The organism is Eubacterium sp. BIOML-A2 (genome assembly GCF_009680135.1).
In the GTDB taxonomy this organism is placed as follows: Bacteria; Bacillota; Clostridia; order Lachnospirales; family Lachnospiraceae; genus Faecalicatena; species Faecalicatena contortus_B.
Map to the genome: position 1 here is coordinate 25,261 of NZ_WKZK01000030.1, position 14,500 is coordinate 39,760.

The window sequence follows — 14,500 nt, forward strand, 5'->3', positions numbered from 1 at the left end:
GTGCCTTCTTTCCTGTTATGATAGGTTTTTTCTGGATTTGGGACTGTCTGTCCGTATATCTGCATCCGCAATCCCTCTGTCCAAAAAAGCGCTGGGCAGTTTGGAACGGGTGTCTGAAAAATCTTTATTCCATCCGGCCTGTATCTGCTGATCCCTGATAATATCTGCATCCCGCAGATGATAGGTCGGAACAATCTTGTGGACAATATATTTCATACGGTCGGTCTCCGCATATGCCTCACGATATAAATCCTCCAGATCGTTTAAAAATTCTTCTTCATCAAATTCAATCGGCTTTCCGATGTGTATTTTTTCATTTTCCGTATTCTCCAGACCTTCTTCTGCCATCAGAAGTTCTTCATATAACTTCTCTCCCGGCCGCAGTCCGGTATACTTAATTTCAATATCCATTCCAAGTGTATAGCCCGACAGCCGGATCAGGTTCTTTGCCAGATCCACAATCTTCACCGGCTGGCCCATATCCAGCACAAAGATTTCTCCGCCCTTAGCGCTGGCCCCTGCCTGCAGAACCAGTGAGACGGCCTCCGGAATCGTCATGAAATAGCGGATAATATCCGGGTGGGTCACGGTAACCGGCCCACCTGCTTCAATTTGTTTCTTAAACAGCGGAATCACGCTTCCGTTGCTGCCCAGCACGTTTCCAAAACGCACTGCAACATACTCTGTCTTTGAACGGTTGTTAAAGGCCTGGATAATCATCTCGCACATCCGCTTGGAGGCGCCCATAATGTTTGTCGGATTAACCGCCTTATCCGTAGAAATAAGCACAAATTTATCAACACCGTACCTGTCCGCCGCAAGCGCTACCTTATAAGTTCCAAAGACGTTATTTTTGATCGCCTCATTGGGACTGTCCTCCATCAGCGGTACGTGCTTGTGCGCGGCCGCATGATAGACAATATCGGGACGGTACTGGGCAAAAACACTATTCACCTTTCTTCCGTTTCTGACCGATCCGATCAGCACCACAAGATCCAGATACGGAAATTTTGCTTTCAGTTCCTGCTGGATATCATAGGCATTGTTTTCGTAGATATCAAAAATAATCAGCTGTTTTACACCGTTTGCCGCTATCTGGCGGCACAGCTCGCTTCCAATGCTTCCGCCTCCGCCTGTCACCAGTACCACCTTGCCGGACACATACCGCCCGATTTTCTCCGTCGTAATTCGAATCGGATCTCTTCCCAACAAGTCTTCAATCTCTACATTGCGCAGTTTTGATACACTGACTTCTCCATTTACCAGCTGGTATACGCCGGGAAGAATCTTCAGCTCACAGTCCGGCACCTTCTGGCAGATATCCAGGATTTTCTGCCGCTCCCGCTTATCTGCGCTTGGGATTGCAATGATGATTTCATTAATCCGGTATTTTTCCGCACTGTGCAGGATCTCTTCCCTGCCGCCTACTACCTTAACTCCGTGGATAAATGTACCTCGTTTTCTTGGATTATCATCGATTACGCAGCAGATTTTTGCATCCAGCTCCGTACTAAGTTCCAGTTCTTTCATCACCACATTACAGGCCTCGCCGGCTCCGATAATCATGGTATTGCGCACATGCCTCCCGTGAATATTCCCCCGGTACAAGAGCCTTGCCAGCCTGTATGAAAACCGGCTCAGGCAGGTAAGCAGAAACAAGGCAACAACATAAAGAGGAAAATATCCCCTGTATATGGTCCTGTAAGTGAGATAATAGGCCAGAATATTAAACAAAACCGATGCCAGGCAGGCTTCAATCACATATACCAGTTCTTTGATACTCGCAAATCTCCAAAGGCTTGTATATAATCTGCAGGCAGCAAAGATCACAACGGTCACAATCGTATTAACTACGACCAGATCCAGCACAGAGGTGTAATATTCGGCAGGTATCTCACTGATCTGCATATTAAAGCGGATCCACAATGCCAGAAAGGAACTGGCATTGATAAATACGATATCCAAAACTACAAGCAATGCTTTATAGATAATCGAAAGATCCCACTTTTTTAACAGTTTCATCATATTCTTTTCCTCGGTATCTTAGAATTTTATTGTGCCACTTCAGAATCCGGCAGCGTTTCTCCTGCCTCCACTGCGTCGATGGCCTGTTTAATCTCGTTAATTGAATTCTGATCCGGCTGCGTTACATAGAGGATGCTTCCCGGTGAGGAATAGCATTCCTGATCATCTCCGGTTCCCGTTGCCGACATGGATTTGATATTCCATGCGGACGGCTGATTCAACTGGCTCTTAATGAGCTCCTGAATCTGCTCCTGGGACATATTCGTATCTACATTCCCGCTGATGCTGCTCAGAATTCCGTTTGCTCCTGTCAGGATTGCCGGTGATATCGCCTTCTTGATCATCGCAGTGATGACGGCCTGCTGATTTCTTCCTCTCTGGAAGTCCCCGCCGTCTACATTCTGTCTCTCTCTGGAGAAGGCCAGTGCCTGCTGTCCATTAAAATGATTAACTCCCTGGGCCACATACATTTCAAGGCCTGAATCATAACTGGTGTTGAATTCCTGTTCAGAAACGACATCCACACCGCCGAGTGCATCTACCATCTGTACCAGGGATGTAAAGTTCACTCTTGCATAAAAGTCGATATCCGTATCGTACAGCTTCGCCAGCGTTGCCATTGATGCATCTACCCCATAAATTCCTGCATGAGTTAGTTTATCCAGCTGTCCGCCCGAAATACCCGGAATCTCTACATAATAATCACGCGGCGTCGTTACAAGCAGGATCTGATGCGTCGTCGGATTGACAACCGCAATGATATTCACATCGCTTCGGCTGTTAGTCTCAATCGCGCCAAATACATCTATTCCACTTATATAAACCGTAAAGCAGTCATCATCTACTTTTACGTCAGCCGCAGTATTCTCCAGCTTGCTTGTTATTTCATGGGTGTAAATAATCTTAACACTGTCGCTGTATCCTGTAAATGCCTCTTCCAGAATAGCCGTATAGGCATCGTTGTAAATGATCGCTTCCACGGCGCCGTCATGCAGCGCCTGCGCCTGCTCATTCAGGCTGCTGTATTCTACCGTCGAGATGCTGCTGCCCACTTCCTTATTAATGATATCCACCGTAGATTTCACATCGTCGCCCTTCATCGCGTATTGCACGCCAAAGTCGTAGCCGGATGCATCCTTGATGTTTTCTGCCGGGTCTTCTGCCAGTACAGCAACAACCATCTTATCGACTTTTTTATTGCCGCCGCTAATGTCCTTTACAGTTCCGTTTGTCTTGAATATATAATAGGATCCCAGAATCAGCACGATGGACATCAGCACGCTCAGCACTTTTCCGGCAATTGCTTTTTTCTTAGATATCAACTGGCTTGACAGCGGAAGTACCCAGAGTAATACAAGAACCGCAATAATAATCCCCAGATATTTCATGGGCAGCATATTCAGCACAAACAATGCAGCTATAAACACCAGCGTTACAGCCAGCTGAACTGCGCAGAGTACGAGCCCTACCTGCCTGCTCACTTTGTTTGCCGCCGGACGCCTGCCGAAATCGCCTTTTTTGCCGTTTCCGCCTTTACCTGTGCCCCCGGAGGGTCTGCCGCTGTTTACCGCATTCCTGCTGCTGCCGTTGCTTCCCGGCCTTGCAGCTTTGTTCTTACCACCGCCGCTTTTGCCTCCTTTGGCCACAGATTTGGCCGGATTCCCCTGTACTGTCTTTTTCCGCTTTTCTTCCATCCTGCGGCGCTGTCTGGCCTGCTCTCTCCTGTATGCCTCTCTTTCGCTATCGCTCATTTTATTCTGGCCCATCGGTATGCCCCTTCCATTTCTTTATCTTATTTCAATAATTTATATGCTTTCTATATGCAAAACTAAGTTACATACCAAAACATAATAGCATTTTTCAACATTTTTCGCAACAGGATGGAAACTTATTAATATTATATTATGCAAATATTAAGATTTTTTCCGTTCCTTCCAGGTAACCCAGATCGCTCCGGCTACGCAGATTGAGGAATAGCAGCCGCTGATCATGCCGATCAGCATAGGAAGTGCAAATATTTTTATAGATTCTATATTATAAAAGATTGCAAACACCAGTACAATTGCCACACACAGCACCGTAGTAAACGCCGTATTAACAGAACGCCCTAATGTTTCCGTTATACTCCTGTTCACAAGCGGAACCAGGCCTTCTTTTGTGTGGCCGCTCATATGCTCCCGTATTCTGTCGTACAGTACGATCGTATCGTTAATAGAATACCCGATTATTGTCAAAGTTACTGATGCAAACGCATCATTTAAGGGTATTTTACAAACTCCGAATACCAGAAATACAATGAAAACGTCGTGCAGAAGAGCAATCACCCCCGACACTCCCGCAGAAAAGCCCGACAGCGCGGAAAAACGCAGCCTGATATACACAACAATAAACAGAGCGGCCAAAACGATGGCAATTGCAGAATTTTTCAGAGCCCTGGCTCCGATATACGGTTCCACCGCATAGGTTTCCGATGACTGATAGTTTAATTCCGGCTGAACTGCCTGCAATTGCTGCAGCACCTTTTCCTGCTCCTGGGGTGAAATACCCTGATTGCCTCCCAGATTCAAAACCAGCTTCTCCTGCCCAGACACAAAATCCTCTCCCGCCTGGGCGCTGACAGGACGATCTAATACGCCTTCGACTGCCTTGGCAGCTTTTTCCGTATCCGGCGTGCCCTCACAGGTATATTTTAAAATAACCCCGCCGGTAAACTGTGTATCCAGCGTTACACCCCTCACCGCGCTTATAATGCTTCCGGCCACCAGCACGGATACCGTAAATATCAGGATAGCTTTACGCTTGCCGAGAAAGTCGATCACTTTCCGTTCCTTTTTCACACGGAACAGTTTGAGCTTCTGGAATCCCGGATAAAGAATCACAGAACTCAGCATGACCCTGGAAAGCCATACGCCTGCTGCCAGATTGATCAGTACCCCCGTCAGCAGAGTATAGCCAAAACTCAGCATGGTACCCGAGCCAAAAATCATCAGGATCACCGCCACTGCCGCGGTCGTCACATTTCCGTCCAGTACGGAAGAAAAAGCATTCTTATAGCCGCGCCGCACTGCCGTCCGGATACTGGAGCCTTTCTGCAGCTCCTCCCCGATCCGCTCGCTGATGATCACATTTGCATCCACCGCCATTCCCAGGGACAGGATGAGCCCTGCAATCCCGGGCAGTGTTAAGGTATACTGGGGCACAGACAAAGCCAGAACCTGAAGGCTCATCTGAAATACCAGCGCCAGGCAGGCGATCATCCCCGGAAGCCGGTAATATAAAATCATAAAAATGCAGACCAGAATGAAGGCCGTGGCCGCAGCCGTTGTCATCGCTTTAAGGGCCCCGCTTCCCAACGTCGGGCTGATGGTATTATAGTTCGTCGTCTTCAAAGAGAACGGCAGCGCCCCCGCATTAATTTTTTCAGACAGCGTTTCCGCCTCTTCCTGAGAACCCATGCCATTGATCACGGCTTGCCCGCCTTTGATTGCTTCCCTGACCACTGGATTGGATATCTGTTCCTCATCCATATAAATGCCCATGGACTGTCCGACCAGCTTCTCCGTGGCATCTGCAAAGTCTTCTGCCCCCTGCTTATCAAATTCAAGAGACACTTCATACTCTCCTGTCTGCTTGTTCTTAACCACACTGCTGTCCGCAACATTTTTGCCTTCTACCAGAACATTCCCCTGTGAGTCCCTGAAGGTCAGCTTCGCAGTCTCACCCAGTTCAGCAATGGCAGCCTCCGGATTGAATGTTTTCTCATCCGACTTCCATGGAAACCGTACAATAATATTCCCATGCTCCTTGTCTGCAGTTACCTCCCTGTCCAAAATATTCTGCGCATCCAGCCGGTTTTCTATCACCGTTCTCGCCGCATCCAGATCCTCTGCAGACGGAGTCTCTGTCACACCCTCCGGCTCAAAGACCGCTTCCACACCGCCCCGTATATCAATCCCAAAACGCATATCTACCGCACCCTTAAAATCACTGCCCAGTCCGAAAATGGCAGCATAAAGAAACACTGCGGTTACACACAGCACAATCCATATATTTCGTTTATGTTCTTTCAAAGTATAAGCCTCCTCTTATTCAACCAGATGATCCCCTGAGGATCCTCCCTATTTTCACTTATGAACACTCATTATGAAAAAGAATAAGTAAGCCGGCCCTTTTTCCCGTCCCGCTGCTGGATAATATGAACCTGAAGCATGGCATAATTCTGAAAACCCATGCAAAAAGACTGAACCGCAGACCACGTCCTGCCATCCAGAAGAAATTGAAAAACACTTAATATAAGAAAGACTTCAACAAAAAACAAAGAAGGCTCCGTAGAATCCTCATCCATCCTGCCGCCGCGCATAAAAACCGTATCCTTCGCTTCCGAAGCAGGCATAAAATCCAAACTCCCCGTACGCAGGCTGTCTCCCCCGTCCATCCGCTGCCCCGCATACCCACATCCGCCAGCCCGGAATCCTTCTCCCAAACGCTCTGCACATGTATCGTTTCCCAAAACAGCTGCAGCAGACTGCAGCGCACCGCCCCCTTCGTTCCGACAGCCCGCCCGAAATCCGCCAACGCTCTCCAAAGCCGCAAAAAACACCATACAAACAATCAAAACAACCACAGCCGCTCTCTGATTCCTGTTCTTCACGATGCCCTTCCCGCCTTTCCCGCCGATTTCTGTCACAGCCCCATTATAACCTCCCTCCCCTTTTATCACAACACCAAATTTCTAAAAATACAAGTCCCTCACATATCATTTATCCCCTCCTCAGAAGACAAAGCAACACCAAAGAAACACACATATGCCTCTCCCGGATTTACTCCCTCCTTAGAAATTAAATCCTACCGCCCGGATGCACCAGCTGAGAAAAAGGGGAGGGAGGTTTCTGCCGGGGCTGTATATGCCGTTTCGGAAGCCTTAAAGTCCGTACTAGAATCCGTTGAAGAAAAAGCGGGAAAAACAGAGGGCGGAATTTGATGTCCGCATCAAATTCCGAGGCGGCCTAAGACCCGAAATTATCAAATTTCGGGTTGCATGCCGCTGATCCCTCTGTTTTTCCCGCTTTTTCTTCTACGGATTCTTAGCGGACGGCCGGTTTCCGAAACGGCATATACAGCCCCGGCAGAAACCTTCCTCCCCTTTTTCTCAGCGTCCCCCACCCGCGAATACTAAGATTTCTAAGCAATAAAATCTACACTTTTCCGCACATCAGTGTTATAATAAGGAAACACATAGACCCATAAGCCAAACCCAAGTGTATACACGAAGGAGGAAAAACTATGAAATTAATAATTACAATGAGCCGCCGTTTTGGTACCGGAGCAAGTATCATTGCAAATGAGCTGTCCCAGCGACTGAACATCCCGGTATACGACAAAGCCTACATTGAACATACAATAGATGACAAAATGTACGACTCAGAAGCCGAAGCAATCCGTGAACTTGCCAAAAGCCCCTGCATCATCCTCGGCCGCTGCGCATCCGACATTCTGAAAGACCGTCTAAACGTCCTGAATATTTTCGTCTGCGCAGACAAAGAAGACCGTATATCCCGCATCATGGAGCTGGAATCCCTCACCCACGAGGAAGCCAAAGAAAAAGTCGAGAGTACCGACAAAGAAAGAGCCGCCTACTACTACGAACACACCGGCAAAACCTGGGGTGATGTAAACGACTACCACATGATCCTGGACACCTCCGAACTAGGAGTAGAAAACTGCGCCGACATCCTGATGCATTACTTCGAAAAACTAGAGTACATATAAACAAAATGTTTAACCGCCTGAAAAAAGCTATCCATTATAGCTTCACAGCCCTGCCGAGTCCAGCACATCCCCCGTCCCCCAGTTCAATTCGCTTCTCCCACTCCCGCCAGGATGCACCAGCCCAGCGGACCGCAAGAGGAAGGATGCCCTGTGAGATGCGGGACGGAATGCGCGGCAAGGTCTGTGCTGTTTTGCAGGGCGTAGAGCAGGCTTACCAGCAGTAAGAGAAAAAAGACAGGATTGCAGAGATGGAAATTGCTCTCCAAAGCAATTTCCAAAGAGACCTGAGCCGCTTAAGCATCAGCTTAAGCGGTGAATGTCTCTGGTTCTCTGCAATCCTGTCTTTTTTCTCCTACTGCTGGTTCGCCTGCGGGTCGCCCTGCAAAACAGCACAGACCTTGCCGCGCATTCCGTCCCGCATCTCACAGGGCATCCTTCCTCTTGCGGTCCGCTGGGCGTCCCCCCTCCCTCTCGAAGACCTCTCTGCGCAGTTCTTTATTCTGATGTGCCACGATAGTTGTGCAAACCGCATCCCCCGTTATGTTAACCGCCGTTCTCGTCATATCCAGTATCCTGTCAATGCCCATGATCAGTGCAATTCCCTCTACCGGAAGCCCGACCGCATTGAACACCATGGAGAGTGTAATCAGCCCGACGCTCGGTACTCCCGCCGTTCCGATTGACGCCAATGTAGCGGTTGCGATCACCGTAATATAATCCGCCGGCGACAGGCTGATTCCAAAGGCCTGGGACACAAAAACGACAGCCACTCCCTGCATGATTGCTGTTCCATCCATATTGATCGTTGCTCCAAGCGGTATCGTAAAGGAGGATATCTTTTTGGACACTCCCATTTTTTTATCCAGCGTTTCTATGGATAGCGGTATAGTAGCATTGGACGTTGCCGTAGAGAATGCAAATCCCATAACCGGCAGGAACTTTTTTACGAATTTAACAGGGTTCAGCCCTGTAAATATTTTCAGCAGGATCTGGTATACACCGAACCCCTGCAGCAGCAGCGCTAAAAATACCGCCGCCATATATTTGAGCATGGGAATGAATGCATCGAATCCGATTCCGGCAAAGGTCTTTGCGATCAGGCAGAACACCCCGATCGGGGCGGCCTTCATCACCGCCATCGTCATATCCATCATCAGGTCATTGAACTGGGCAAAGAACTGAGAAACAGACGCTGCGCGCTCTCCTCTTTTCGCCAGCAGAATCCCCACAAATATAGCAAAGAATATAATCTGAAGCATATTCCCTTCCGCCAATCCCTGTATCGGATTTTTCGGAATTATTTCCAGGATAGTATCCGCAAAACTGACTGCCTCTGCAGCTGCTGTCTCTGTTTTTTCCACGCTGCTGATATCCAACCCCACTCCAGGATTGATCAGATTGCCGATCCCCAGTGCCAACGTGATCGCCGCTGCCGTAGTAAACAGATAAAAAATAATCGTCTTAACGCCCACCTTCCCGAGCGTCTTTGTATCCCCTATCGCCATACTGCCGCAGACAAGAGAGCAAAACACAAGCGGTACAACCAGCATCTGCATGGCCCTGAGAAATCCATTGCCGACCACATAAAAGATCCCGTTAATGATAACGGTATCTCTGGTATATCCTGCCGGCACCAGATAGTGGAGTATAATCCCTGCCGCCGCACCGAGCAGCAGACTGATGAAAATCAATGTCGTAAGACCAAATTTTTTCTTCTTTGTCTCTTCCATTAAATTTCCGCTCCTTCCTGCAGGTTAAGCTCCTGTAAATACTCTTTCAGTGCGGCTTGCCACGGTCCCGGCTCTTCAATTCCGCACATCCTAAGCATCATATTATCCAGAATGGTATACCTTATTCCGCAGTTTTCTGCGAATCCGCCCGAAGTGCATGAGTTGCTGGATGCACTTTGGATATACGTGCTTCCACAGTTCTCTGTATACCTGCAAGTCTCTTGCCCAGGTTCTTCCAGTTCTACCGGTTCCAGCTTAACATCCTGTCTGCCCATGATCCGCAGTATCTCTTGCGCCAGTTCATAGCGGCTGCAGGACCCGCTGCAGACTGCATGGTAGATTCCCTCCTGCTCTTCCTTGATCAGACGCAGGATTACCTTGCACAGCTCCCTTGCGCTGGTGGGACATGCATATTCATTGATGGCAGCCTCGATAATGCCGCCATGTTGAACCTGCTCTATAATGGAATTTACAAAGTTATGCCCTTCCTTTCCATATACCCAGGAGCTTCTGATTATCAGATGCTTAGGCGCCAGTTCTTTGACGAAATTTTCCCCGGCAAGCTTTGATTTTCCATAGACCGTTCTCGGATTTGGCGTATCAAACTCGTGAAAACTCCTGCAGCTGTTATCCCAGAAAATATCATCTGTTGATATTTGAATGATCCTTGCATCAATTTTTCTTGCAATGGCGCTTAGGTTTCTCGCACCCAATGCGTTTACCTTGTAGGCCTCTTCTATATTATCCTCACATTCCTGTACATCCGTCATTCCCGCACAGTTAATAATTGTGTTCGGACGATTTCTGCTGCCAAACAAATTCACATCAGCTGCACAAGTAATGTCCAGTTCCTCCACATCTGTCTCCAGGAGTTCAACATCCCGCATATCCAGCATATTGTGTATCATCGTACCTACACGTCCGGACGCGCCTGCAACCCAGATTTTCCCATAGTCGTATCCCATTCGCTCTTCTCCCTTCCGTAAAGTCCTCAATTGATTCCTCGCTGCACACTGTTCCTGTCATATCCACAACCCGTGTATTATATATGGGATTTCCCCAAATTTCAAGGTTTTACGGCCATTTTACAGAATTTTGCATATAATATAGGAAGAATCACTGTAGGATTTTGCGTATGTATCTTATCATCACTTCTTTCATTGTAATACTGCTCTTACTTTGCGCGTTTTTCTGCATCCGCAGAAAACGGAGCCTGACAAAGGTCCGGAAAATGTCCTGCACGAAAAAATGCAGTCTCCTAAATGAACTCGCGGAACCTTTCGGCTTCACATATCAGTTTGTACAGGATATTTTTACTACCAGTACGGACGCGTGGCAAAAAGAATCCGGCTGCGGAGAATTTTACGACCAGACAGCCCTGTCTGCAAACATGGTTTTTGACCGTGAGCCCGTCTACTTTAATTATCGGGGAAAGACCTGGCTGATCGAGTTCTGGAAGGGGCAGTATGGGATCAGTACTGGAGCCGAGGCTGGAATCTACCATGCAGATACCATCGTACCGCCTGCGCTGCGGCGCCAGACAATCTTTCCAGCCGCAGAACCGGATGAAATGCTGCCTGTCCGGCTCAGGCTGATGGGACCAGAATGCCCGTTTTTCAATCTGTCCCAGACTCACTGGCGGCCGGGGGGATTTGTCATGGGTACCTGTACGCAGCCGGAGGATCTGCTACTGGAGGCGGTACTGACTTTTCCGGAGGAATCTATGTGCCGCGCTTTTACCCGTGCCCTCATTGGGCTGGGCTATAAAGACAGTGAAATCCTGGTCTACGGCACTACCGTACAATTTCACCTCACTGACCCCAAGGTGCCGGGCGTCCCGTGGGATACCTGGGTACAAAGCTATGTATTGTGGAAATCCAGGTTTGCCTGCCGGCTGTACCTCTGGATAACCAGGCCATTTTACAGCACTGCTGACAGGCTTCTTTTCCTCTATTATCTGTCTCCTTTTCTATTTCGGAAGACACTTCGCATCCGCAGAATCGGAAAAAGAACCAGGAGGCACTTATGAGCTGGTATCAGAGGATTTCCCGTGCCTTTTCAGACGCATTGGAGATTCCCTTATACAGTACCTCCCGCTTTGTGCTCATCAGCGACTGTCATCGTGGCACCGGCGATCACAACGACAATTTTCTAAAGAATCAGAACCTCTATTTTGCGGCCCTAAATTACTATTATGAGAGGGGATTTTCATATATTGAACTGGGTGACGGAGATGAATTGTGGGAAAACAGGTCATTTTCCAGGATTATAGACATTCACAGCAATGTGTTCTGGCTGCTCCGGGAATTTAAAAACAAGGGGCGGCTGTATATGCTTTACGGAAACCATGATCAGAGCAAACGCCACTGCGGCTACTGCCGAAAGCACTGCTCCACATACCATGCCAGCGGACAGGCGGACGAAGTCCCTCTCTTTCCTGATATGTGCTATCTTCAGGGGATGATATTAAAAGATATGGAACATGGGAGAGATCTGTATCTGACCCACGGACACCAGGCTGATTTTCTGAACAGTACGGGCAGCGCGGCCGCAAGATTTCTCGTACGGTACCTCTGGAAACCGCTGGAGGCGCTTGGGGTCTCCGATCCAACGAGTGCCGCCAGGAATTATTCCAGGAAGAAAAAAGTAGAAAAGCGTCTCTCCGACTGGGCGCTCAGGGAACAGAAAGTACTCATAGCAGGCCATACACACCGCCCCATGACCGGATCGGATGCCTCTCCCTACTTCAATACCGGCAGCTGTGTACACCCCAGGTGCATCACCTGCATTGAAATTCAAAACCGGCGCCTGACGCTGGTAAAATGGACGCTGCGCACCAGAGAAGACCGCACCCTGTATGTTGCGCGAGAAAAGCTGGGGGAAAGCTGGGATTTCTGATTTACAGAACCCCCAGGTGCTCCAGCAGAATTTTCAATCCCAGCAGAATCAGAATTACGCCCCCCGCCAGCTCCGCTTTCGCCTTATACTTTGTTCCAAAGACATTTCCGATCTTCACGCCGGCTGCGGATAAAAGAAAGGTCGTCACTCCGATAAAGGAGACCGCTGATATCACATCTACATGAAGAAAAGCGAAAGTAATACCAACGGCCAGTGCATCTATACTGGTTGCAACAGCAAGAACGAACATCGTTTTGACATCCAGCTCATCACTGGCCGCCTCGCAGCCCGGGGACAGCGCCTCCCTGACCATATTAAATCCGATGATGCCCAGCAGAATAAAAGCGATCCAATGATCAATAGCCGTAATCTTATCTTTAAACTGCACCCCTAGAAAATAACCAACCAGCGGCATCAGCGCCTGAAATCCACCAAACCACACCCCTACCACGGAAGCCTTTTTCACGGTAATCTTCGGCATCGCCAGCCCCTTACAGACAGACACCGCAAAAGCATCCATTGATAAACCTACCGCCAATAAAAACAATTCAAGAATTCCCATCTGTCATCTTCCTCCTTTGTGAACCTTCCCACGTGCCAGCCTGCGCTGCAACATAAAAAGAGACACATGTACAGCAAATAAACTGTACATGAGTCTCATTAATTAAGATAAGCCAGACCTCCTCGGCCAGTATGTTGACTTACCACGTATGCACTACGCTAATTACTCCCTCACGAACTCTTAATATTCTACCATCACATCAAGAAAACTTCAAGTATAAAATGTTTTTTGATGGGGGGAAGCCTAGCGTTGAACGAGACGGGGACAGACAAAAGCATACCGAAGAAAACACGCTGCGCATAGCCAGTTCACATCCGCTGCTCCCGCCCAGAGGCCCCAAATGAATGTATATTATCCTCCCGATTGGATGAACCAGCTTCATGACAGGGCTGCCGGGAAGGTACTGGGGCTGTCATGAAGCGTCCCCATTTGCCAACAAGACGAAAACCCGTTACCTATTCATCCTCGCTCTGCATTATGGTCACACCCTGCTTTTCAAATTTTACTTTTTTCCATACTTTTTCATGTTCTGTTATCTTTGTATCTTTTCTCCACTGTTCCAGGAGGGAATCGTACTGTTCCTGCTTTCTTTCCTCCACGATGGATTCCTTCTTGGCGTCTGTGGCCTCTCTGTCCAGGTTGCTGGTCAGCTTTGCTACGTAGATTCCATTGTCAGATTCTACGATGCCGGTTACATCGCCTTCCTCCAGCGCATCTGTTGCCTTTACCAGGTCAGCCGTGGGCGATGTGGATTCGGAATCAAAGGTTGCTGTCTGTACTTCCAGACCGGCTTCGGATGCCGCTGCCTCCAAATCCCGACCGTCACTATCTTTTAGGTCTTCTGCAAACTCCTCTGCGGTTTCTTTCAGGGCCGACTTTTCATCGTCTGTCATGGCTTCTGAATTACCTTCCTCATCTGTCTTATTATAGGAGAACAGCACATACTGCATACTCTTCTGCGCCGCTTCTTCGTCGGAAACCTCTTCGTCCACGCCTTCTTTCATCGGAGCATTCATCTTTGCCTGAATGGTTGCCAGCTCCAGAAATGTCTTGACGTACTTCTCGTAACCGGAAACAACCTCTTTGTCCTCCAGCGTGTTGTCTTCCACAAAGGCTTCAGCGGCCTTCTTAATCGCCTTTTTATCATCGTCGGTCAGTTCCACTTGATAATCGGCCGCGTGCTGCTTCAGGAGATACATGTCCTCGATTGCTTTCAAGGTACTTTCCTTTGTCGTATCCTCATAGGTCTTGCCCTCTTCTACTTCCTGTGTCCACATGGCCTCGCCGGTGGTACCCATCATCCCGGCATAATATGTCTCATACTGCGCCTGCTGCATCCTTGCATAAAAATTGGCAACCCCCAGCACAATCTTGTCTTCTCCTACTTCGGCAACTACGGCATCATTATTCATAGAGCGGCTGCACCCAGCCAGGGAAGATACCGCGATAAGGCCCGCAGCAGCCATTATCATCACTCTTTTTCTGAACTGTCCCATAACATCCTCCTACGTACATT

11 protein-coding genes are annotated in these 14,500 nt (G+C 48.5%); 3 read left to right on the top strand and 8 right to left on the bottom strand.

Features of this window, described 5'->3' with window-relative positions; translation table 11 throughout:
* Positions 1–15: 15 nt before the first annotated feature.
* The 4 genes from GKG43_RS12050 to GKG43_RS12065 all read right to left on the bottom strand — a co-directional run bounded on the left by GKG43_RS12050 (position 16) and on the right by GKG43_RS12065 (position 6,712).
* The gene (locus tag GKG43_RS12050; RefSeq protein ID WP_347562031.1) at positions 16–2,022 is read right to left on the bottom strand and encodes a nucleoside-diphosphate sugar epimerase/dehydratase; all 2,007 of its coding nucleotides are present in this window, start codon (positions 2,020–2,022) and stop codon (positions 16–18) included.
* Between the two features lie 29 nt (positions 2,023–2,051).
* A complete protein-coding gene (locus GKG43_RS12055) occupies positions 2,052–3,791 on the bottom strand; it encodes an LCP family protein (RefSeq protein ID WP_243125851.1) in 1,740 nt (579 codons plus the stop codon).
* Positions 3,792–3,938: 147 nt separating this feature from the next.
* Positions 3,939–6,095: a protein translocase subunit SecD gene (secD, locus tag GKG43_RS12060; protein ID WP_129879145.1), complete on the bottom strand. Its 2,157-nt coding sequence runs from the start codon at positions 6,093–6,095 to the stop codon at positions 3,939–3,941.
* A 71-nt stretch (positions 6,096–6,166) separates the two neighbouring features.
* Positions 6,167–6,712: a hypothetical protein gene (locus tag GKG43_RS12065; RefSeq protein WP_129879146.1), complete on the bottom strand. Its 546-nt coding sequence runs from the start codon at positions 6,710–6,712 to the stop codon at positions 6,167–6,169.
* Positions 6,713–7,308: 596 nt separating this feature from the next.
* Here GKG43_RS12065 and GKG43_RS12070 point away from each other — a divergent pair.
* Positions 7,309–7,794, top strand: a complete 486-nt coding sequence (locus tag GKG43_RS12070) for a cytidylate kinase-like family protein (protein WP_050642652.1) — start codon at positions 7,309–7,311, stop codon at positions 7,792–7,794.
* 422 nt (positions 7,795–8,216) lie between these two features.
* Here GKG43_RS12070 and GKG43_RS12075 read toward each other — a convergent pair whose 3' ends face one another.
* Entirely contained in the window at positions 8,217–9,524 is a 1,308-nt protein-coding gene (locus tag GKG43_RS12075; protein WP_129879147.1) for a dicarboxylate/amino acid:cation symporter, read from the bottom strand.
* Complete coding sequence (locus GKG43_RS12080) at positions 9,524–10,489, bottom strand: SDR family oxidoreductase (RefSeq protein WP_243125852.1); 966 nt, start codon at positions 10,487–10,489, stop codon at positions 9,524–9,526. The genes GKG43_RS12075 and GKG43_RS12080 overlap by 1 nt, the downstream gene beginning before the upstream one ends.
* 170 nt (positions 10,490–10,659) lie before the next feature.
* On the opposite strand from GKG43_RS12080, the gene GKG43_RS12085 reads away from it, so the two are divergent.
* Both GKG43_RS12085 and GKG43_RS12090 read left to right on the top strand, forming a co-directional pair.
* On the top strand, positions 10,660–11,553 hold the full coding sequence (locus GKG43_RS12085) for a DUF4474 domain-containing protein (protein ID WP_243125853.1): 894 nt from the start codon (positions 10,660–10,662) through the stop codon (positions 11,551–11,553).
* On the top strand, positions 11,550–12,422 hold the full coding sequence (locus tag GKG43_RS12090; protein ID WP_117441146.1) for a metallophosphoesterase: 873 nt from the start codon (positions 11,550–11,552) through the stop codon (positions 12,420–12,422). The genes GKG43_RS12085 and GKG43_RS12090 overlap by 4 nt, the downstream gene beginning before the upstream one ends.
* Before the next feature lies 1 nt (position 12,423).
* On the opposite strand, the gene GKG43_RS12095 is transcribed toward GKG43_RS12090, so the two are convergent.
* Positions 12,424–12,984: a manganese efflux pump MntP family protein gene (locus tag GKG43_RS12095; RefSeq protein ID WP_025657839.1), complete on the bottom strand. Its 561-nt coding sequence runs from the start codon at positions 12,982–12,984 to the stop codon at positions 12,424–12,426.
* Positions 12,985–13,439: 455 nt separating this feature from the next.
* Positions 13,440–14,480: a peptidylprolyl isomerase gene (locus GKG43_RS12100; RefSeq protein ID WP_129879149.1), complete on the bottom strand. Its 1,041-nt coding sequence runs from the start codon at positions 14,478–14,480 to the stop codon at positions 13,440–13,442.
* Positions 14,481–14,500: the final 20 nt, after the last annotated feature.